The organism is Microbacterium sp. NPDC089188 (assembly GCF_040685155.1).
In the GTDB taxonomy this organism is placed as follows: domain Bacteria; phylum Actinomycetota; class Actinomycetes; order Actinomycetales; family Microbacteriaceae; genus Microbacterium; species Microbacterium galbum.
The window spans coordinates 510585-532153 of sequence record NZ_JBFBHH010000003.1; the positions used below are offsets into that span (position 1 = coordinate 510585).

Consider the following 21569-nt stretch of genomic DNA (forward strand, 5'->3'; position numbering starts at 1 on the left):
CCGAGGCGCCGCCGCTCGCGTCAGCCGGCGACGCCCACCTTCGCCTTCGCCCACGACCGCCCCCGGGTGTCCTTGAGGATGTCGTACTCGACGTCGACGTGCGGCTCGATCGCGCTGTACTTGTCGTTCGGAGCGCCGATGACGAGCTGGAAACCGAGACCGCGCCACGCCCCGATCGCGCGCTTGGTGAAGTGTGCGTCGGCCTTGATGAGGGCCTCGTCGAGGAACACCGGGGCGTACCGCGGACGCTCCGATCCGGCATCCCCGAGCTGGTAGCGCAGGGCCGCGCCGACGATGAACGCGATGAGCTCCTGCGACTCGCCGCCGGACTTCTCGCCGATGTGGTCGTAGAGGGCGACGTGCTCGCCGGTGTCGGCGCGGAAACGCTCGGCGCTCACGCGCACGTGGTTGCGCACGTCGACGAGGTCGGCGAAGTCGGGTGCGGTGGGGCGGATCCGGCCGATCAGCCGCGCCATGCGGCCGTACACGGCCTCGCGCTCGTCGTCGGTGGATGCCGCGTCGATCGCCGCCCGCACGTCGCGCAACTCGCGACGGAAACGGCGCCGCACCTCGGACTGGTTCTCGCGCGGCACGATCTGCAGGCGGTGGTCGTCGTCGTAGAACGGCAGATCCTGCATGATGTCGTTGATCGGCGCGATGCGCTCGCGGATCTCGCGCAGGGCCCGCGTGAGCGCCGAGTCGAGGTTCGTGAGGTCGTTGCCCGACAGCTGCAGCAGCGAGTCGCGCCACTCCGCCTCGAGTTCGTGCAGGCCGCTCGCCTCGAGGTCGGCGAGGATGCGCTCGAAGTCGCCGAGCGACTCGTCGGGGTCGGCCAGCAGGTTCGGGCTCGGCCACCGGTCGGTGAAGGCGGTGAGGGTGCGGCGCAGGCTCTCGCGCTGATCGCTCCAGGTCTCCTGGGCGGCGCGCTGCTCCTCGAGCAGACGCTTCGAGGCGGACTCGAGGGCGGCGTCGAAGCGGGAGAGCAGCTGCGAGGGGGAGGCGTCGTCGGAGGGCGCGACGAACAGCCCGTCCAGGTACGCGGCTTCGTCGACCGTCAGCGTCATCGCGGCGTCTTCCGCCCGCTCCAGGCGCTCGTTCGCGGCATCCACCTCGTCGGTGACCTCGGCCCAGCGTGCGGCGAGCGCCTGCTGCTCGGTCTTGGCGGCCCCGATCTCCTCGCGCAGCCGCGCCGCGCGGGCGCGCGTGCCGGAGATCTGCTCCTGCAGCTCGGCGATGCGCGGGTTGCCCGCGGTCACCTCGACGATCGTCTCGTTCCAGCGCTCGAGGTCGTGCTCGACGGATGCCGTGTCGACCTGGTCCCACGACAGATCGGCGATCTTCTCGAGGGCGCTGCGCCGCTCGTCGAACGCGTCGAGGGCCGCAGCGGCCTCGTCGACCGCCGACTTCGCGGTGGCGAGGTCGCGACGCACCGTGACGATCTGCTCGCCGAGCTCGGTCAGACGCACGCGGGACGAGAAGCCCAGGACGCTCTGGCGGACCGATCCACCGTGCGCACCGCGGGAGCCCTGACTCGTCTGCCCCGAGATCGTGAGCGCCAGGCGGTGCTGCGCCAGGTCGGCGGCGGCATCCACGCAGACGAACGCGAACTGCTGCTCGAGGCGGTCCTGCAGCCAGCCGGTGAAGGGGGAGCGGCGGTACTCGAGGCGTCCGGGCAGGGTCGCGGGGTCGAGCCCGGTGCGCTCGGGCAGGTCGGTCGACACGCCCTCGAACCGCAGCCGCTCCGACAGGCGCACACCGTCGATGGCGGCACGGAAGGATGCCAGGTGCGCGGCATCCACGAGGAGGGTCGTCGCGAACCCCCCGAGGGCGAGGGTGAACGCCCCGCGCCACGGCTCGAACTCGGTGCGGACGTCGACGAGCTCGGCGACGAAGGGCAGGTCGGCGGCGGTGAGACCGGCGGCCTCGGCCAGCGCCTCGCGCGCCTCGTGCAGGCGCGGGGGGATGTTGTCGTCGCGCGTCTGCGTGCGGCGGTGCTCGGCCTCGAGGGCGGAGAGCTGCTGGCGCAGGTCGGTGTGCCGGCTGCTCGCGGCGACGAACGCGTCGCGCACGGCGCTCTTGCCGAGAGTATCGCCGAGGGTGGCGCGGGCTTCGGCGAGCAGCGCGCCGAACTGCTTCTCCGAGGTCGCCTCCGTGTGCAGAACAGACAGGGCGGCGTCGAACCTCTCGCGGTCGCGCTGCATCCCGGCGAGCCGCCGCTCGAGCGCACGCTGTTCGCGCTGGGCGGCGTCGAGCTGGTCGCCTCCGGCCGCGCGCAGCACGTCGCCCAGTCCCTCGCGCTCGGCTTCGGCGGCATCCGCCAGAGCCTGTCGCTCGCGGACGAGGGCGTCGGTGGCGTGGGTGCGCTCGCGCAGCTCGGTCTCGACCGCCGCCAGGAGATCGACGCGGCGCTGGGCGCGCCAGAGCGAGGCACGCGACTCGGGGTCGCCGAAGCGTCCGAGCGCGTCGATGAGGCGCAGTCGTTCCGCGGCCTCGTCGATGCGGGTCTTCATCGCGCGGATGGGCTGCAACGCCCGCACTTGCTGGCGGGCCTCCAGCATGCGCGTCCGCGTGCCCTCGAGACCGTCGAAGTGCGACACGACGGCGTCGGCGACGGCGAGCGTCTCGGGCTCCTCGAGCACCATGCGCTTGTACAGATCGTCGACCGTGGTGATCTGCTGCCCGGCCTGGATGCGCGCGAGCAGGCTCATCGCCTTCGCCCCGGACCCCGCCGCGCCGATGCCGAGCACCGCGTGAAGGCGGGCCGAGAATTCGCGGTCGGTGGCGAGGGTGTCGAGGCCCGTGGCCCGGACCGCCGCGTCGGAGAGGTGGCTCTGCGCCGCTCGCTCGAGGTCTCGGAGGTCGAACGCGCCGTGCACGGTCGCGCGCACCTTGACCGCGTCGTCGAGCGTGCGGGCCGTCGCGGGGATGTACCAGGCCCGCACCGCGGTGAAGCGGGCGCCGTCGTGGTCGGCCCAGGTCATGCCGATCGCCGTCCAGGTGTCGACGCCGTCGCCGCGCAGCACCCGCACCTTCGTGCCCTCGTCGGTGCGCGACTCGTCGAGCTTGCCGCGCCCGTACGACAGGATGTTGCGCTGCTCCTGTCCGCGCGGGCGCCCCACGACCGCGCCGTTCGAGGCGCCGTTGAAGGGGGTGGTGTGCGGCATCATCAACGCGACGTACGCGTCCATGAGCGTCGACTTCCCCGAGCCGGACCCGCCGCACAGAAGCGTCGCGGTCGGCGCGAAACGCACGCGGTGCGTCCCGTCGTAGCCGCCCCAGTTGATCAGCTGCAGGTCTTCCGCCACCCACTGCTGCCCGCGGGAGGCGGCGGGGATGAGCCCGAAGAGGGTCTCGAGCATGGTCATGGGAGCTCTCCCTCGGTCGTTCCGGATGCCACGAGCTCCGCCTCGGCTTCGGCGTCGGCTTCGGCGTTGCGCACCGCCGGCGTCGCGGCATCCGTCGTCTGCTCGTCCAGCCAGCGCTGCAGCTCGCGCAGCGTCTCGGCGCTCAGCACGATCTCGATGAGGGGACCGATGCGGTAGCGGCCCTCAGACTCCTCCTCGATGATGCCCTCGCGGTCGAGGCGGGCGATCGCGGTGCGCACGGCGCGCTGCTGGCTCGCGCGCGTGCCGTCGCTCTCGGAGAAGTAGGTCAGCACGGTCTGCTCGACCTCTTCGACGTCGACGCGGGCGGACCCGGTACCGGCGGTGGTCTCCCGCTGGAAAACCGTGCGCAGATAGACGAGCACGAGGGTCTCGGCGCGCGAGTAGGCCTCGTCCTTGAGCAGGATCGGCACGTCGAGCTCGTCGCTGCGCACCTGCTCCTTGTAGGCCACCCCGCGGGAGTGGTCGACGACGAGGCGCACGAACAGGTCGTTCAGCCGCGACTCGATCGTCTGCTGGTGGGCGAGCAGCAGCTTCCACTCCGTCGGGGAGGACTCCGCCAGCAGGAACCGGCGCTGCAAGATCCGCACGAGCACGCGGCGCACGTCCGCGTCGAGGACGCCGCGATCGCCGGCGAAGAGCGCGTCGGGGTCGTTCTCCATCGCCACGGGCGCGATGAACGCGGGGGTGTCCGTCTCGGTGCCGGTGTCGGCGAGGGAGGACTCGAGGTCAGTCATCGGCATCCGTTTCTGTGTGGCTCTGGGCGCGGACCGCGCCGAACGCGAAGCGCCGGGTCGTTCCGTCGGGGCGTACGGCCTCCACGATCGAGACCTCGTCGGTCTCGACGAGGCCGCCCCGGTGCACGATCTCGAGCAAGCCGACCAGGTCGACGGGGCGCCGTGTCTGAGCGTCGGCGCCCGCGAAGGCCGCGGCGAGATCGAAGTCGCCGCCGAGGCCGGCGACGTACGCCTCGAGCTCGGGGTAGTGCGGTCCGCCCCAGGCACGCGTGTCGACCGTGGCGAACTCGACGTCGGCCGTCTCGGATGCGGATGCCAGGGGCTCGGGCGCTCCGGGCGGCCGCACGTCGCTCACCGAGCGGCGAAGGTGGCCGATGTCGGCGAGGGGGAGGGTCCGCACCGGTTCGACGCGGCCGGGTGCGCGGGTCTGACTCCAGCGGTGCAGCCCCGCCATGACGCCGCGCAGGAGGTCGTCGACCTGGCGGTCGCGGATCGGATCGTGCGTGCGCACCTGGGCGGTGATCACGTGCGACGCGCGCCGCTGGGCGGTCAGCACCTCTTGCACGCCGGCCTCGACGCGGCGGGCGATCGCGTCGAGCTCGCCCCGTTGCTCGGGGGTCATGAGGCGCGAGAACGGCTGGGTGAGCACCGCATGCAGCTGCTCGGTGAGGTCGTCGATGTGCTCGGGGTCGCCGATGAGGCGCAGTGCTCCCTGGAACGCCCGGCCCTCCGGCGTGGCCTGCATCACCTGCCGCCCGCGTTCGAGGTACTCCCGCAGCACGTCGCCCGTCGGACGCACGTCGCGGCGGAGCTCCGCCACGACGTCGCGCTGCATCGCCGTGATCGACTCCGCGACGCGTGAGAAGTCCGCGGGCAGCTCGCGGGCGAGGTGGATGACGTTCTCGGCCTCCTCGAGCAGGTGGTCATCGTCGAGCGGCTCGACGACGCCCTCGTCGAGCGCCGCGATCTCGGCATCCAGGGCGGCGCGTTCGGCCAGCAGCGCCTCGCGGCGGCGGCCGGGGTCGCTCTCCGCGTCGCGGGCGAGACGTTCGACGGCGTCGAGCAGCGTGCGCACGCGCGAGCGCGAGACCCGGGCGCGGCCGCCGCCGGCACGACCGGCGATCTCGAGGGCGCCGACCGCGTGCGCCGAGAGGCGGTAGACCTCGACGTCGTCCTCGATCTGCAGGCCGAGCCAGCCCACGCGCACCCAGCCGCGGCAGATCTCACGCGCGGAGCCCGCGGGGATGCGGCGCTCGTCGTCGGTGTCGATGCCGGCGGCGCGCAGCTCCTCGATGACCTCCGCGACCTCCACGTGGGCGTCCGCGACCGCGACGGCGGGGCGATCGGGCGTGAACACCACCGACAGGGCGGCCACCACGAAGGGCGCGAAACGCCCGTGCAGCAGGTCGAGGGTGGGGTTCTTGAACGCCGTCGCCGAGCGCAGGTAGGCGGCTTCGGCTCGGGTGCGGGTCACTGGCTGAAGTCTACCGGCGCGGGCCCGCGCGCCCGCGCGGATGACGGGGTGGGTGAACAGGACTGGGCCCGCGGGAGGAGCCGACCGCGGCGGACCGTCGCGGACGGGAGTCGTGTCGGGGCGAGCGGTGAGGGGGGCGGGGTTCACCCCGACGGGGAATTGACCGCGGTGTCTTCGTCCTCGTTCCCGCCTTGTGAGAGTGGCGGGTAACCCACGTGCCGTTCGCGCGCGGGCCCGGCTGGAAGGACCCCTGTGAACGACGTCTGCAACGCGCCGCTCGTGTCTTCATCGGCCCCTCGGGCGCTGCCCTCGCGCCGCACGCTCATCGGAGCGGCGGTCTGGGCGGTGCCGGCCGTCGCGGCCATTGCCACGGCGCCCGCTGCCGCAGCCGTGTCGGGCACTTCGCTGTCGTTCTCGGCGACCGGCTACCAAGCGCCCATGTGCATGGCCATCTCCGACGCCACCGTGCGGGCGGACTCCGCAGGCGTCGCCGCCTCGGGCAAGCTCGTGACCCTTCAGCTCAGCGGCGGCTTCACCTTCGCCGACGGTGCCTCGTCGTCGACGGTGACCACCGGTTCCGATGGCGTGGCGCCGTGCGGCGACATCCGCGTCCCTACGGGTGGCGCAGTCGGTACCCTCACCGCGTCGGCGGAGGAGGCGGTACCGGCCTCGGCGGCTCTTTCTGCCTCTCCCGACGCGTGTGTGCTCTTCACCCCCCGCGGAAGCATCGCCGCGCCGGAGGTGCCCGCGGGAGCCACGCCGGTGGCCGGCGATTTCTTCCTCCGTGACGACGTGCTCTACCGCCAGGGGGTGGGTATCGTCCTGCGCGAGGTCGCCGCCGCCGGTGCTCTTGCAGAGAACCCGGCGAAGAGCGGCTCGTTCCTTCTGCCGTTGTGCCTCGCCGATGGTTCCGCCGTCGTCCTCGACTCCGCGAACAATGCCGCCACTCCCGCGACCGGTACCCCTGCGGGTGCGACGCCCGTGGCCGCCGACCTGTTCCTCTCCGGCGCGACGCTGTATCGGGGCGGGGTCGCGGTGGCATCCGGGCTCGTCGCATATGGTCAGCTCGTCGAGCACGACCAGGGCAGCGGGCTCACCGGGCAGTTCGAACTCCCGTTCCGCGATGCCGACGGTACGGCGCGCCTGTACCGCTCGCCCGCCGACGAGGTGCGCACGGCCTACGAATTCGGACAGCCCGGGGGCGTGCCGGTAGGAGCGACACCCGTCGCGGGCGACCTCTTCGCCGCCGACGGCGCTCTCTACCGTGCGAGCTGGGACGGATCGACGCCACTGAAGACCGGTGCGCTGGTGACGCAGGTCGCCTCGTGGGGTGCTCTGACCCCGAACCCCTACTTCTCGGGGCAGCGACTGCTGCCGCTGCGCCTGGTGGACGGGGGTGCGGCACTGCTCGACGTCCTCGCCGGCCACGTCCGCACGGTCGCGCAGATCCCCTCGGGCGCGACACCCGTCGGGGCTGATCTCTTCCTCGCGGTCGCCACCCTGTACCAGGCCGACGTCGGCGTCGTGGCCGACAATGTCGGGCGGGTCGGGCAGCCCGTGCTCGCCGCGGCGGGCTCCTCGCGCGTGGCCGTGCCCGTCGTCGCCCCCATGCCCGCCTGCTGACCCCGACCAACGGAGACCTGCTCATGTCGAACGCTCCGCGTCCTCGCCGCTGGCTGCTCGTCGCAGCTACCGCAGTCGTCGCCGTGCTCGCCGCCCTCGGCGCAGCGCAGTCGGTGCCCGCGTCCTCGCCCGCGCGGGGGGCTCCCGCCGCGTCGGCGACAGCACCGACGACGGGAGCCGCCGCGCCGCAGGCGCCGACCTTCGCCGAGCAGATCCCGGTTCCCCCCGGTGCCACCGCCGCCGCGCGCCGTCGCATCGAGCTCACGTACTCCCTCGTCGAGATCCCCGATGACCGACTGGACGACCTCCGCGCCGTGGCAGATCGCGCGATCGGAGCGCAGTCCCTCGACGGGACGACCTTCGTCGCCGTCCCCGCCGATCAGGTCGACGCGGTCCGCGCGACCTTTCCCGACGCCCCGGTCACCCCCAACCAGGAGATCGCGGCCACCGCCGACCAGACACCCGTGCCGTCGTGGGGTCTCGACGCCATCGACAGTCCCGACGCCTCGCAGGACCAGCACTACCTGGCCGACACCACGGGCGCGGGGACCACCGTCTACGTCGTCGACACCGGCATCCAGTCCACACACCCCGATTTCGGCGGACGCGTGGAGGCCACCCACGGGCACACCGAGATATCCGACACCAACGGCACAGAGGACTGCAACGGCCACGGCACGCACGTCGCGGGCACGGTCGGGAGCACCACCTACGGGGTGGCCAAGGCGACGCGCCTCGTGCCCGTGCGGGTGATGGGATGCGACGGCAAGGGCACCGGCATCGGCTTCCTCTATGGCCTCATCTGGATCTACAACAATGCCGTCGGCGCGCAGTCGGTGATCACCATGAGCCTGGAGACCCCTGTCAACTCCACCATCGACAGGTACGTGCAGAAAGGTGTGGACCGGGGATTCGTCATGACGTCTGCGGCGGGCAACGACAGCGCCGATGCGTGCACGTCGTCGCCTGCGCACGCCCCCAACGGCATCACGGTCGGATCGATCGATTCGTCGCGTACCATCGCGTGGTACAGCAACTTCGGCGCATGCGTGACGGTCTTCGCCCCCGGGTCCGACATCACATCGACGTGGATCGGGTCGAAGACCAACACCATCAGCGGGACGTCGATGGCCACCCCGCACGTAGCCGGTCTCGCCGCACGCCTGCTGCAGGAGCACCCGACCTGGAAACCGGCTCAGGTCAAGGCGGCGCTCACCTCGACCCCGGGCGCGGCCGGCAAGCTCCTGAAGCTGCCGGCGGGCACGCCGAATATCTTCGCGACCATCCGCGGAGTCCCCCGCGTGCTCACCGTGACCACCGCGAGCGCGGCGAGCGGCGAGGCTCTGACGTGGACCGTCAACGATATCGGCACGATCACCTCGTTCGTCGTCACCGTGACCGATTCCACGACGGGGCGGGTCTACCGCGTCGATGTCGCGGGGATGACGCGGTCGACGGACTTCCTCGACGTGTTGCCCGGACACTCGTACACCGTGGGCGTCGGGGCGAGCGGGACCCTTCCGTCTGGCGTCGCCGTCTCGAGCGATCCCGTGACGGCCTCTTTCACCGCGCCGGCCTGATCCGGGCGGCCGCCGCCGCAGGCGGACTTCTTCTCACGCCCCTTCGCAGTCGTACAGCGTGACGCCCGACACCTTGTTCACGTCGCCGCCTTCGTGCGCCGCCGAGAAGGACCACTCGCCCACCTGCCGGCATCCGGGCTCCGTCGCGACGTGGCGGACGGGGTCGGACTCGGGCGCCCCCTTCGCCACCGCCAGGAGGCGGGCCCGACCGGAATGGACCATCTGCTCGAGCGCGGGCACCGTGAACACCGGCACGTGGCCGGAGTAGCCGCCGTCGGTGAGCACGTCGGCGCCGGTGGCGTCGATGATCTGCGCCGAGATCGCCCACGAGTGGGTGACCATCAGGGCCTGACCGCTGCTCCCGCCGCCGTGGGCGCGGGCCGTGTCGACGAGCTGCGCCATCGCCGGGGTGAGCCCCGCGCTTCCGCCCCAGGGCGCCGGGCTCGACACCGCGAACGTCTCGTCCGGATCGCTCTTCTGGGCGGTGACGCCCACGTACGCGTCGCCGCCGCTGCCGTCGCGCGCGTCGTCGAGCACCTGCAGGCTCGTCGCGATCGGCACGCACAGCAGGGCTGCAGCGAGGGCGGCGGGGGCCACGCGACGCCCTCGTGCAGACGAGAGAGCCGCGACCACCCCGACGACGACACCGGCGACCCCGACGACCATCGCCGGGAGGAGAAGGATGCCGGGCAGCCGGGCCTGCGTGACGAGCACCGCCCACCAGGCCCCCTGCGCGAGCGCGATACCCGGGAGCACAAGGCGTCGGCCCCGACTCTTCTCGCGCAGCAGCTGCACGCCCTCGCCCCACGCGACGGCCGTCAGCAGCACGAGCGGCACGCCGAGTGCGGCGACATAGGCCGTGTGCGGGACGCGCGTCAGCGACAGCACGACGGCCGCGGTCACGAGCCAGACCGCCGCCAGAACCACCAGCGCGAACCGGGCGCGCGCGTCGATCGCCGTCGCCTCGGCCCCGGGCCGTGCGGCATCGGCTCGGCGCCCGCGGACGCGCCCCTCCTCGCGACGCGGCCACCAGCGCCACAGTCCGAGGGCGATGCCGGCGATCGCCGCGGGATAGAGCCACCCGATCTGCGTGACGAGCGGCAGCTCGAGCAGCTTCGTCGGCGACGACGACGCCCCGCCGCCGGCCGCGGCGCCGTGCCCCGTCACGGCGTGCACGAGCGCGGTGAGCGTGGCCCCCCACCCGCCCGAAGCCGCGGGGGAGCCGACCGAGCCCGGCACCGCGCCCGGGGCGAAGCGGTCGAGACCGTTGTAGCCGAAGACCATGGCGAAGACGTCGTCATCCGTCGAGCCGTCGATGTACGGGCGCGAACCCGTCGGGACGAGGGCGATCGCGGTGATCCACGCCACCGAGGCGGCGACGGCGGCGCCCGTCACGACGCCGGCCCGTGCGAGGCCGCGGCGGCGACCGCTCGTGGCCACGACCGTGGCGACGACGAGCGCCGGGAGCACGAACCAGGCCGACATCATCTTGGCTTGGAAGCCGATGCCGATGAACACCGCGCAGAGCAGCAGCGGCCACCACCGGGAGGTGATCACGGCCCGCTGCCACCACACCACCGCGACGGCCAGCGCCATCGTCAACAGCCCGTCCTCCATCGGATGCGCGAACATCGAGACGAAGATGGGCGTCGACGCGGCGGCCGCGGCGGCGACCAGGCCCACCCCGCGCCCGCCGGATCGCAGCCCCAGCACCGCGCACGCGACGATGGTCACCACGCCCTCGATCACCTGGGGCAGGGCGATCGCGGAGGTCGACATGCCGAACAGCCGGATGCCGAGCGCCTGCGGCACCGCGAACCCGCTCAGCTTGTCGAGGGTCACGGTCGCCGCCGGGTCGAACGCGCCGAAGAGCATCGCGTGCCATGACGACGCCATCGACCGCGCCGACGCCTCGTAGAAGGAGAAGTCGCCGCCACGGGCGAGGTTCCAGCCGGTCAGGACGACGAACGCCGCGACGATGAGCGCCAGCGAGATGCGCGCCCACCAGGGTTCGCGCCACCAGCGCGCGAGGACGACGGGAGAGGTCACGACGAGAAGAGTGCTCCCGCCGCAACGGCACCGCGTATGTCCGGACTATCAGCGGGCTGTGACCGCTCCGGGCGGTCCGGTCCGCCCCGAGCCGCGGACGGCGGGTGCGGCGTGCACGCGAGGGCCGCGGCATCCGGTGGGGGATGCCGCGGCCGCGGTGCGGGGGTGCGTCAGATCTCCGAGCGCGGGCCCGGTGCCACCTTGTTGACCCCGGTGACCGGCTGGTTCTCGTCGAACGAGGCGATCGGCCGGCGGAAGCCGCGGGTGAGGATCACGAGGTACACGACGCCGAGGGTGGTCCAGATGAGGCCGCCGACGAGGGCGTGCATGTCGAGGTTGACCCACAGCAGGCCCGTCAGCAGCATGCCGATCGCGGGCATGACGATGTACCGCGCGATGTCGCCGGGCGTCTTGCGCAGCCCCTTGCGCACCGCGAACCAGGCGATCACCGAGATGTTGACGAAGGTGAACGCGACGAGGGCGCCGTAGTTGATGTACGCCGCGATCTGCTCGAGGGTGAACGAGATCGCGAAGAGGCTCACGAGGCCCACGATGACGATCGAGAACGTCGGGGTGTGCGTCTTGGGGTTGATGAAACCGAAGATGCGGCGCGGCAACACGTTGTTGCGGCCCATCACCATCAGCATGCGCGAGACCGAGGCGTGGGATGCGAGCCACGACGCCAGGGTCGCCGCGAAGCCCGCGGCGGTGAGGACGGCCTGCAGCACGGGGCCGCCGACCTGCACGCCGATCTCGGGCAGCGTGCTGTCCTCGATCGCCTCCTGCGGGAACGCCGTGGCGTCGGGGAAGCGCAGCTGCGTGACGTACGAGGCGATGAGGAAGATGAGACCGCCGACGATGAGCGTCAGCACGATCGCGCGCGGCATGATCTTCGGGGTCTTGGCCTCCTCGGAGTACATCGACACCGCGTCGAAGCCGATGAACGAGAAGCACACGACCGTGGCCCCGGCCAGCACGGCGCCGAACTGCACGTCGCTGTGGGCGAAGGGAGCGAGCGACACGGCGGTGCCGGCTCCCGCTCCGCCGACCAGCTGCACGACGACCATGACCACGAACACCGTCATGACGAGGATCGAGAACACCAGCAGCACCATGTTGACGTTCGAGGTGCCGCGCATCGTGAGGTAGATCACCCCGGTCACACCGGCGGTGAAGACGACGACCCAGATCCAGCCGGGCACATCGGGGAAGAGGGCCTCCATGTAACTGCGCAGGATGAGGGCGTTGACCATCGGCAGCAGCATGTAGTCGATGAGCGCCGTCCAGCCGACGACGAAGCCGACGCCGGGATGGATGGACTCCCGCGCGTAGGTGTAGGCGGAGCCGGCACTGGGGATGACGCGCACCATCTTGCCGTAGCTGATGGCGGTGAAGACGAGGACGACGAGGGCGACCGCGTAGGCGGCGGGGACGACGTTGTTGGTCTTCTCGGCGACGAGACCGAAGGTGTCGAACACGACGGTGGGGGTCATGTACCCCAGTCCCAGGCCGACGATCGACCAGAGGCCCAGTGTGCGGGCGAGTTTGGCTCCCGAGCGTGACGTGGCCGCGTCGGCGGCGAGGTTCTCGTTCGTGGCTCCTCCTAGAGGGGTGCGGTGCGCGATCGGGTGTCGCGTCCGTGGGCTGATGTCGGGGGTACAGCGGTCGGAGCACCGCTCGGGGTGGGAGCGGGGGTGTCGGCAGGGGTGGAGCCGGATGAGCGGTCCAGGTGCGACCGTCGATGGGGGGAGGGATGCCGGCGGGTGTGGGCCGGCATCCCGCGGGATCAGAGGCGCGACCACGCCTCGGTGAGGGTCGAGCGCAGGATCTGCTCGATCTCGGTGAACTCGGACGGGCCGATGGTCAGGGGCGGGGCGAGCTGGATGACGGGGTCGCCCCGGTCGTCGGCGCGGCAGTACAGGCCCGCGTCGAACAGCGCCTTCGAGAGGAAGCCGCGCAGCAGTCGCTCCGACTCGTCGTCGTCGAAGGTCTCCTTGGTGGCCTTGTCCTTGACGAGCTCGATGCCGAAGAAGTACCCGTCGCCGCGCACGTCGCCGACGATCGGCAGGTCGAGCAGCCGTTCCAGGGTGGAGCGGAAGACGGGGGAGTTGGTCCGCACGTTCTGGAGCAGGCCCTCTTCCTCGAACACGTCCAGGTTCTCCAGCGCGACGGCGGCCGAGACCGGGTGGCCGCCGAAGGTGTAGCCGTGCGGGAACGTCGCGTCGCCGTGCGCGAACGGCTCGTACACGCGGTCGCTCACGATCGTGCCGCCCAGCGGCGAGTAGCCGCTGGTGACGGCCTTGGCGAAGGTGATCATGTCGGGCTGGTAGTCGTACGCCGAGGCGCCGAAGTAGTGGCCCAGACGACCGAAGGCGCAGATGACCTCGTCCGAGACGAGCAGCACGTCGTACTTGTCGCAGATCTCCCGCACGCGCTGGAAGTACCCGGCCGGGGCGGGGAAGCACCCGCCGGCGTTCTGCACGGGCTCCAGGAACACCGCGGCGACCGTCTCGGGGCCCTCGAACTGGATCATCTGCTCGATGCGGTCGGCCGCCCACAGCCCGAACTCCTCGGGGGTGCCGCCCCCGAAGCCGGACTCCTCGGCCCGGTAATAGTTCGTGTTGGGCACGCGGAAACCGCCGGGGGTGACCGGCTCGAACATGTGCTTCATCACGGGGAGTCCCGTGATGGCCAGGGCCCCCTGGGTGGTGCCGTGATAGGCGATCGCGCGCGAGATGACCTTGTGCTTGGTGGGCTTGCCTTGCGTCTTCCAGTACTGCTTGGCGAGCTTGAACGCCGTCTCGACCGCTTCACCGCCGCCCGTGGAGAAGAAGACGTGGTTGAGGTCTCCGGGGGCGAGGTCGGCGAGGCGCTCGGCGAGCTCGATCGCCGCGGGGTGCGCGTACGACCAGAGGGGGAAGAATGCGAGCTCCTCGGCCTGCTTCGCGGCGGCCTGGGCGATGCGGCGGCGTCCGTGGCCGGCGTTGACCACGAACAGACCGGCGAGGCCGTCGATGTAGCGCTTCCCGGCGGCGTCGAAGATGTGGTGCCCCTCGCCCTTGACGATGATCGGCACGCCCGGGCCCTCCGTCATGGTCGATTGACGGGAGAAGTGCATCCAGAGGTGGTCGCGGGCCTTCGCCTGCAGGTCGGCGTGCTGATCGGTTTCGATGAGGGTCATCGCGTTCCCCAGTTGTAGAGCTGACGGTGGAGCTTGAGATAGACGAACGTCTCGGTCGAGACGACGTCGGGGAGAGACCGGATGCGATCGTTGAGCAGATCGATGAGGTCGTCGTCGCTCTCGCAGACGACCTCCACGAGCAGGTCGAACGAGCCCGCCGTCGAGACCACGTAGATCACGCCCGGCAGTTCGGTCATCTGCGCGGCGACGACGCGGGTGTCGCCCGATACGCGAACCCCGATCATCGCCTGCCGGGCGAAGCCCAGCTGCAGAGGGTCGGTGACCGCGACGATCTGCAGGATGCCGGCATCCTGCAGCTTCTGCACCCGCTGGCGCGTCGCGGTCTCACTGAGACCGACGGCTTTGCCGATCTCGGCGTAGGAGCGGCGGCCGTCTTCCTGCAGCTGTTCGACGATCGCCTTGGAGACGCGATCGAGGGCGGGACTGCGTTCGGCCGTGGGACTCATGATGGGCGACGGTATCAGCGCAACATTGGCTGAATCAATGATGATCTCGACATTTACGGAGGCGTAACACCGCGGAAACCGTCGTTGCCGCAATGCCGCGGCCCCGACGGTGCGCCGCGCGTCCGCGCGATGGTCCGCGGCGCCGCTACGATGACCGCGGAGGTGCGGATGTCGGGGTGGCTCGAACGGTGGTCGTCTGCGCGCCGCACCGTCCTTCGCGCGGCGGCCGCGGTCGCCGTCGCCGCGCTCGCCGTGACCGGTGCTGTCGCCGCACCGAGCGCGACCGCAGCGTCGACTCTTCCCGGCTGGCTCTCGACCCGCGGGGCGAGCATCGTCACCTCCGCCGGCACGCCGTACACCATCAAGGCCGTCGCCTGGTTCGGCATGGAGACCTCCAACTGCGCACCGCACGGCCTGTGGTCCCTCTCGCTCGACGAGGGTCTGCGGGCGATCGCGGGCATGGGCTTCAACACCATCCGCCTGCCCTTCTCGAACGAGTGCCTCGCCGCCTCGTCGTCGAACTCGATCAACGCCTCCGTCAATGCCGACCTCGTCACCCTCAGCCCCCTGAAGCTGATGGACACCGTGATCGCCCGAGCGAAGGCCTATGGCTTGTCGGTCATCCTCGACCGTCATCGCCCCGACTCCGCGGCGCAGAGCGAGCTCTGGTACACCGGCGCCTACAGCGAGAAGCGGTGGATCGACGACTGGAAGATGCTCGCGCAGCGGTACAAGAACGAGCCCGCCGTGATCGGTGTCGATCTGCACAACGAACCGCACGGCCCGGCCTGCTGGAACTGCGGCGATCCGGCCCGCGACTGGCGCGCGGCAGCCACGCGCGCCGGAAACGCCGTGCTGTCGGTCAACCCGAAGCTGCTGATCGTCGTCGAGGGCGTCGAGCGCCAGAACGACGGCTCGAGCACGTGGTGGGGAGGCGGCCTGCGCGACGTCGGCGCGGCTCCCGTGACCCTGTCGGTGAAGAACCGCGTCGTGTACTCCCCGCACGACTACCCGGCCACGGTGCACCAGCAGTCCTGGTTCACGGCGCCGGGCTACCCCACCAACCTCGAAGCGGTCTGGGATGCCAACTGGGGCTACCTCGTGCGCAAGGGCATCGCGCCCGTGCTGCTGGGCGAATTCGGGACGAAGCTCGAGACCGACAGCGACAAGAAGTGGATGAGCACGCTCGTCGCCTATCTCGCCAAGACGAAGATCAGCTACGCGTACTGGTCGTTCAATCCGAACAGCGGCGACACCGGCGGCCTGGTCGCCGACGACTGGCGCACCCTTCAGAAGGCGAAGCTCGCGGCGCTGCGACCGATCCTCACCCCCGTGACGGTGCCCACTCCGAAGCCGACGTCGAGCCCCACGACCTCCCCGAGGCCGAGCGCCTCGGCATCCCCGAAGCCGACCGCGTCGGCCTCCCCGAAGCCGAGCTCGAGCCCGTCCGCGTCGCCCAAGCCGTCGACGTCGCCGAAGCCCACCACCTCGCCGAAGCCGAGCTCGAGCCCGTCCACGTCGCCCAAGCCGACCACGTCGACGTCGCCGAAGCCCTCGCCCTCGACCTCGCCGAAGCCCTCGGCGACGAGCCTCTCCGCGACGTGGGTGCCGCAGAGCGCCTGGGGGGAGGGGTACGTCGCCGAGCTGTCCCTCACCGCGGGGGCGGCCGTGAAGAGCTGGTCGGTGTCGTTCGAGGCGCCGGGAACGTCGGCGGTGACCAGTGCCTGGGGCATGTCGTGCAGCGTCGCCGGCATCACCGTGACGTGCACCGGGAGCGACTGGGCGGCCGCCCTCGCGCCCGGCCAGAGCGTGCGGGTGGGGTTCCAGGCCGCCGCGACCACGGCGCCGACCGCGCCGACGCTGCGCGTCTCGGCATCCTGAGCTCCGTCGATCGGCGGGCGCAGCGCCCGCACACGGTGCGACCGCGACCCCTGACCGCGACAGTGGGTCTCGCCGTGGCGCGGAGGGACACGGCGGGTCGGGGATACCGGCATCCATCGCTCACGCATAACAAGCGTGAGGGCTGGTCGAGGGGATCGCTGTCTACGCTGCGCGGGTGACCGCCGTCCTGACCCCCGCTCCCACCCCCTCCGTCTCCTTTCCGCGCGCGCGACGACGGCCCGGGGGCTGGACGGTCGGGCTCGTCGCGATCGGGCTGCTCGCCCTCGTGCTGACGGGGTGGCAGGTGTGGGCGGGGGCGCCGAGCGAGTACTACGCCTCGATCGCCCTGTCGATGAGCCGGTCGTGGTCGAACTTCTTCTTCGGCGCCGTCGACCCCGCGGGCACGGTGACGCTCGACAAGATCCCCGGGTCGTTCTGGATCCCGGCGCTGTTCGTCCGTGTCTTCGGCTATTCGGCGTGGGCGGTGATCCTGCCTAACGCCCTCGCGGCCGTCGGGGCGGCGCTGGTGACGGCGGCCACCGCGCGTCGGCTCGCGGGCGTCCGCGCGGGTCTGGTCGCCGGGGCGATCGTGGCGGTCACCCCGATCCTCGTCGCGGTGGCCCGGTCGAATCAGCCGGAGACGTTCTTCGTCCTCGGCCTCGCTCTCACCGCCTTCGCCGCCGTGCGCGCCGTCCAGCAGCGCAGCGCCGGGTGGCTGATCGCCGCGGGCGCGCTGGTGGGGCTGTCGTTCCAGTTCTACATGCTCGAGGCGTGGGCGGTGTGGCCGGCTCTCGCGGCCGCATATCTCTGCACGCGGCAGTCGTGGGGGCGCCGTGTGGGGCATCTGCTCGTCGCGGGTGTCGTGAGCCTCGTCGCCTCGCTGTGGTGGGTGGCGATCGTCGCGGCGATCCCCGCCGGCAGCCGCCCGTACATCGGGAGCACGCTGTCGAACGACCCGTGGGAGATGGTCTTCGGCTACAACGGCCTGGGCCGCTTCACGGTGACGAGCGACAGCAGCGCGTACGAGTCGTTCACCCCTCCGTTCTCCGGCGACCCGGGGGTGCTGCGCCTGTTCAACGCGCAGCTCGCCGGACAGGTCGCGTGGCTCATCCCCTCGGCGGTCGTGGCACTCGCGGTGCTGTGGGTGATGCGGTTCCCGCGGCCGCTCACGGTGCTCCTCACGGTGTGGACGGCCACTTTCGTCGCCATGTTCTCGACGGTGGCCGGGATGCACCAGTTCTACACCGCGGCCCTCGCCGTGCCTCTCGGCCTTGTCGTGGCGACGGCTCTGGCGGTCGCGCACCGCGCCGAGCGGACCTGGCCGCAGGTGGCGATCGTCGGCACGGCCGCGGTGACGGCGCTGGGGATAGGGCTCGCCTCGGGCGGCTACAGCATCCCGGTCTCCCTCGCGCAGGCCGTGGTGGCCGCCGTGGCGATCTCCCTGCTGCTCGCTCGCCGCGGGTCGCGCACCGTCACCACGGCGGCGATGCTGGTCGGCCTGCTGCTGACCCCCGCGGTCTGGTCGGCGGTCACGATCGCGCACCCGAATTCGATCAACCCGGTCGCCGGGGGCGTGTCGGAGATGTCGGGCGCAGGCTTCGGTGGCGGGATGCCGGGTGCCGGCCGCGGCGCGGGCGGCTCGGGCGCATTCCCCGGGGGCGGTGCGGCGCCGGGCGGTTCGGCTGCGGGGGGCTCGGCGCGGGGCGGTGCAGCCCCGGGAGGGAGTGCACCGGGCTCGGCCGCGGGCGGCTCCTCGGCGCGCGACGGCGGCGCGCAAGCGCCCGGCGGGGCCGACGACGGCGGCTCAAACCGCGGCGGAGGCGCAGGCGCCGGCGGAGGCGCCGGCGCGGGAACCGCCGACACGGCCCTCATCTCCTGGCTGGAGCAGAACGCCGCCGGGTCGACCTACCTGGCCGCGACCTTCGGCGCCCAGTCCGCGGCATCCCTCATCATCGCCAGCGACGGCGGCTCGTTCCTCCCCATCGGCGGATTCAACGGGACGGATGCCGTGCCCACCCTCGACGAGTTCGTCGCACTCGTCGAGTCGGGCCAGGTGCGCTTCGTCATCGAGGGGCAGGAGCGCGGCGGCGGAGGGGTCGGGTCGTCGGCCGCGGACACGTCGAGCACGTCGGCGCAGATCCGCGATTGGGTCGGGCAGAACTGCGCGATCGACAGCAGCGCCCCCTCGACGGTGTACGCCTGCGGCTGAGCTCGTCCCCGCGCGCATCGCCGCCGCCCCTCCGCGCGATCGACTGTCCGAAACACCCGGTCGATCTCGAAAACCGTCCGGGTGTCGTGGACACTCGCCGGGAGCGGGAGCGGGAGCGGGAGCGGGAGCGGGAGCGGGAGCGGGAGCGGGAGCGGGAGCGGGAGCGGGAGCGGGAGCGGGAGCGGGCACGCCGCGGCGGAGCGGCGGCCGGGCTAGGCGCGGCCGAGGAACTCCAGGCCCGCCTCGCGGAACGTGCGTGCCCCGGGGGCGTTGACGTGGTGACGGCCGGGGATGTCGGCGAACTCGCCGCGGGGGAGGAGGCTCGCCAGGTGGGCGGACTGGTCGTGGATGGGGTCCTCGGTCCCCGTCGCGATCAGCACGGGCTGCTGCGGGGGAGATGCCGGGTCGGGGTCGGTCTCGCCGAGGCGCATCCCCTCGGCGATCGCCACGAGCGCGCGCAGGTCGTTACCGGGCACCCGCTCGGCGAGCGAGACGTAGCGCAGGGTGGTGGCATCCTGGACGGGCTCGCCGTGATCGAGGAACGCGCGCGCCTGCTCGACCTTGAGTCGGGCGAGCGGCCGGCCGTCGGGGATGCCGCCCAGCACGGCGCGCTCGACGTGCTCGGGCGCGTCGACGGCGAGCTGCCAGCCGACGCGACCGCCGAGCGAGTAGCCGAGGTAGCGCACCTGGTCGACGAGGTAGGTGTCGAGCACGGCCACGAGGTCGGATACGAGGGTGGGCATCGTGTACGACGCGGCGTCGTGGGGCTTCTCGCTCGCCCCGTGCCCGCGCTGGTCCACGGCGATCACCCGGAAGCCCGCGCGCAGCAGATCGCGCACCCACCCGGTGTTGATCCAGTTGTCGCGCGTGCTCGAGCCGAAACCGTGCACGCACAGCACCGGTTCCGCCTCGGGATCGCCCCAGGAGTAGGTGGCGAGGCGCACGTTGTCGCCGACGATGACGAACTGCGCGGGAGGGATCTCGGTGAGGGCGGGCACGGCATCCATTCCTCCGATCCTGGCAGAACGCCGCGTGCGGGCCCGGTACTGGTCATAGTGGTCTCATGGGATTCACGCGTGCCGAGCTCGAGTCCTTCCGGGATGCCACGGTGCCCGACCTCGTGGAGCCCGGGGTGCGGCTGCTGTTCGTGGGGATCAACCCCGGGTTGTGGACGGCGGCCACGGGCACCCCGTTCGCCCGACCCGGCAACCGCTTCTGGCCGGCTCTGGTGAAAGCCGGGATCCTGCCGCGTTCGCCCGCGTACTCGTCGGCGCTGGGGGAGGCCGACCGGCGTCTCGTGTTCGATGCGGGGATCGGGGTGAGCAACCTCGTCGCCCGCGCCACGGCCCGGGCCGACGAGCTCACGCGCGACGAGCTGCGCGCGGGCGCGCACGCACTCGCGGAGCGGGTCGCGACCTGGCGGCCACGGGTGGTCGCGGTCGTCGGACTGACCGCGTATCGGCAGGGGTTCGACCGTGCGAAAGCCGTCGCGGGTCGACAGGACGAGGCGATCGCCGGATGCGAGACATGGGTCCTGCCCAACCCGAGCGGTCTGAACGCGCACGACACCGTCGAGTCGCTCGCGACCGCCTACGCTGCTCCCGCGCGCGCGGCCGGGGTGATCTCATGACACGGCGTCTCGCGGCGGTCCTCGCCCTCGCCGTCGTCGTCGCCGCGGGGCTCGCGGTGCACCGCCTGATGCCCTCCTCGGTGGCATCCGACGTCGCCGGTGACGCGCTGTACGCCGTGGCGGTGTACACGGGGCTCGTCCTGCTGCTCCCGCGCGCACGACCGCTCGTTCTCGCGGCCGGCGCGGCCGCGTGGTGCGTCGCCGTCGAGCTGTTGCAGCTCACCGTGTTGCCGATCGCGCTGGCGGAGCGGATGCCGGTCGCGGCCCTCGTGCTGGGCTCCGGGTTCGACGCGCGCGACCTCGTCGTGTACGTGCTCGCGGTCGCGAGCGCTCTCGGCGTCGACGGCGTGGTGACGAGGGTGCGTGCCCGGCGCGCGGAGACGGGCTGACCCGGTTGACCGCCCGCGGTGCGTGCGCCGCGGCGGGGATCCGCGGCTTGTCCGCCCGACGGCTCCTCCCCGGGGAGGGATGCCGCACCCCGGGGACGTCGCGGGGTAGCGTGACGGTTCCGCGACGAAAGGAGGGCCCGGTGCTCGTGCAGTTCGACGGCGTCGTGTTCCGGTGGGAGGCCCGCAGCGACAGCGACTGGTACTTCGTCGCCCTCCCCGCCGAGCTGAGCGACGACATCCGTGAGACCCAGACGTTCCGCCGCGGGTTCGGCGGGGTGCGTGTCGACGCCACCATCGGTTCCACGTCGTTCCGCACGTCGATCTTCCCGCAGGCGGGTGGCGTGTACGTCCTGCCGCTCAAGCGGGCGGTCCGCGACGCCGAGGGGATCGAGCCGGGCGGTACCGTCGTGGTCGACCTCGCGGTGCTCGACGCCTGAGACGCACGGCGCTGTGCTGCGGCCGTCGTCGGCAGACGCACCGTCGTCGCTCCCCGCCCTCGCGCTCTCGCTGTTCGCGGTCGTGAGCGTCGTGCTCGTGATCACCGACGTGCGTCGACGCCGTCTGCCCGATGTGGTCGTGCTGCCCGCGACGGCGGCGGCGGTTCTCATCCTGGCGGTCGCGGCGGCGACCGCCGGACGACCGGCACTCGCGGCCGCAGTCGCCTTCGGCGCCGTCGGGGCGTTCGGCGCGTGCCTGGTGGTGCGTCTGTCGCGGCCCGAGGCGTTCGGCGGAGGCGACGTCAAGCTCGCCGCCCTCGTCGGTGCGCACCTCGGGTGGTTCGGCCCGGAGGCCGTGGCATCCGGGGTCGCCTTCGGTTTCGTGGCCGCCGGCGTCGCCGCCGTCGGCGTACTCGCGGCGGGTGCGCGCGGAACGAGCCTGCCCTTCGGCCCGTTCCTGCTGCTCGGTGCGTGGGTGCGCCTGCTGACCCCGGCGTCGTGACCGGTGCCCGGCCGCTTGTCGCTCGAC

16 protein-coding genes are annotated in these 21569 nt (G+C 72.0%); 8 read left to right on the plus strand and 8 right to left on the minus strand.

Annotated features, from left to right (window positions below; all coding sequences use genetic code 11):
* Window positions 1-20: 20 nt before the first annotated feature.
* Genes AB0N80_RS12395 through AB0N80_RS12405 form a run of 3 tightly spaced genes read right to left on the minus strand, consistent with a single transcriptional unit; the run spans window position 21 to window position 5594 of the window.
* Window positions 21-3365, minus strand: coding sequence for an SbcC/MukB-like Walker B domain-containing protein (locus tag AB0N80_RS12395; protein ID WP_363578875.1), 3345 nt, complete (start codon window positions 3363-3365; stop codon window positions 21-23).
* Window positions 3362-4120: a DUF4194 domain-containing protein gene (locus AB0N80_RS12400; protein ID WP_363578876.1), complete on the minus strand. Its 759-nt coding sequence runs from the start codon at window positions 4118-4120 to the stop codon at window positions 3362-3364. The genes AB0N80_RS12395 and AB0N80_RS12400 overlap by 4 nt, the downstream gene beginning before the upstream one ends.
* Window positions 4113-5594, minus strand: a complete 1482-nt coding sequence (locus AB0N80_RS12405; protein WP_363578877.1) for a DUF3375 domain-containing protein — start codon at window positions 5592-5594, stop codon at window positions 4113-4115. The genes AB0N80_RS12400 and AB0N80_RS12405 overlap by 8 nt, the downstream gene beginning before the upstream one ends.
* A 279-nt stretch (window positions 5595-5873) precedes the next feature.
* Here AB0N80_RS12405 and AB0N80_RS12410 point away from each other — a divergent pair, with 279 nt between their 5' ends.
* On the plus strand, window positions 5874-7217 hold the full coding sequence (locus AB0N80_RS12410) for a hypothetical protein (RefSeq protein WP_363578878.1): 1344 nt from the start codon (window positions 5874-5876) through the stop codon (window positions 7215-7217).
* 23 nt (window positions 7218-7240) lie between these two features.
* The gene (locus AB0N80_RS12415) at window positions 7241-8797 is read left to right on the plus strand and encodes a S8 family peptidase (protein WP_363578879.1); all 1557 of its coding nucleotides are present in this window, start codon (window positions 7241-7243) and stop codon (window positions 8795-8797) included.
* A gap of 33 nt (window positions 8798-8830) precedes the next feature.
* Here AB0N80_RS12415 and AB0N80_RS12420 read toward each other — a convergent pair whose 3' ends face one another.
* The 4 genes from AB0N80_RS12420 to AB0N80_RS12435 all read right to left on the minus strand — a co-directional run bounded on the left by AB0N80_RS12420 (window position 8831) and on the right by AB0N80_RS12435 (window position 14494).
* Window positions 8831-10846: a glycosyltransferase family 39 protein gene (locus tag AB0N80_RS12420; protein WP_363578880.1), complete on the minus strand. Its 2016-nt coding sequence runs from the start codon at window positions 10844-10846 to the stop codon at window positions 8831-8833.
* Window positions 10847-11016: 170 nt separating this feature from the next.
* Window positions 11017-12378, minus strand: a complete 1362-nt coding sequence (locus tag AB0N80_RS12425; protein ID WP_363578946.1) for an APC family permease — start codon at window positions 12376-12378, stop codon at window positions 11017-11019.
* A gap of 254 nt (window positions 12379-12632) precedes the next feature.
* Window positions 12633-14027: an aspartate aminotransferase family protein gene (locus tag AB0N80_RS12430; RefSeq protein ID WP_363578881.1), complete on the minus strand. Its 1395-nt coding sequence runs from the start codon at window positions 14025-14027 to the stop codon at window positions 12633-12635.
* A complete protein-coding gene (locus AB0N80_RS12435; protein ID WP_076674833.1) occupies window positions 14024-14494 on the minus strand; it encodes an Lrp/AsnC family transcriptional regulator in 471 nt (156 codons plus the stop codon). The genes AB0N80_RS12430 and AB0N80_RS12435 overlap by 4 nt, the downstream gene beginning before the upstream one ends.
* Before the next feature lie 168 nt (window positions 14495-14662).
* On the opposite strand from AB0N80_RS12435, the gene AB0N80_RS12440 reads away from it, so the two are divergent.
* Both AB0N80_RS12440 and AB0N80_RS12445 read left to right on the plus strand, forming a co-directional pair.
* Window positions 14663-16375, plus strand: a complete 1713-nt coding sequence (locus AB0N80_RS12440; protein WP_363578882.1) for a cellulase family glycosylhydrolase — start codon at window positions 14663-14665, stop codon at window positions 16373-16375.
* A gap of 175 nt (window positions 16376-16550) precedes the next feature.
* Entirely contained in the window at window positions 16551-18584 is a 2034-nt protein-coding gene (locus tag AB0N80_RS12445; protein ID WP_363578883.1) for a glycosyltransferase family 39 protein, read from the plus strand.
* 212 nt (window positions 18585-18796) lie between these two features.
* Here AB0N80_RS12445 and AB0N80_RS12450 read toward each other — a convergent pair whose 3' ends face one another.
* Window positions 18797-19591, minus strand: coding sequence for an alpha/beta hydrolase (locus AB0N80_RS12450; RefSeq protein WP_315993011.1), 795 nt, complete (start codon window positions 19589-19591; stop codon window positions 18797-18799).
* A 56-nt stretch (window positions 19592-19647) separates the two neighbouring features.
* On the opposite strand from AB0N80_RS12450, the gene AB0N80_RS12455 reads away from it, so the two are divergent.
* The 4 genes from AB0N80_RS12455 (at window position 19648) to AB0N80_RS12470 (ending at window position 21542) form a co-directional block, all read left to right on the plus strand.
* Window positions 19648-20214, plus strand: coding sequence for a mismatch-specific DNA-glycosylase (locus tag AB0N80_RS12455; RefSeq protein WP_363578884.1), 567 nt, complete (start codon window positions 19648-19650; stop codon window positions 20212-20214).
* On the plus strand, window positions 20211-20603 hold the full coding sequence (locus AB0N80_RS12460; protein ID WP_363578885.1) for a DUF2809 domain-containing protein: 393 nt from the start codon (window positions 20211-20213) through the stop codon (window positions 20601-20603). Before AB0N80_RS12455 ends, AB0N80_RS12460 begins: the two co-directional genes overlap by 4 nt.
* A 140-nt stretch (window positions 20604-20743) precedes the next feature.
* The gene (locus tag AB0N80_RS12465; protein ID WP_315993008.1) at window positions 20744-21040 is read left to right on the plus strand and encodes a DUF1905 domain-containing protein; all 297 of its coding nucleotides are present in this window, start codon (window positions 20744-20746) and stop codon (window positions 21038-21040) included.
* A 13-nt stretch (window positions 21041-21053) separates the two neighbouring features.
* The gene (locus AB0N80_RS12470; RefSeq protein WP_363578886.1) at window positions 21054-21542 is read left to right on the plus strand and encodes an A24 family peptidase; all 489 of its coding nucleotides are present in this window, start codon (window positions 21054-21056) and stop codon (window positions 21540-21542) included.
* The last annotated feature ends 27 nt before the right edge of the window (window positions 21543-21569 follow it).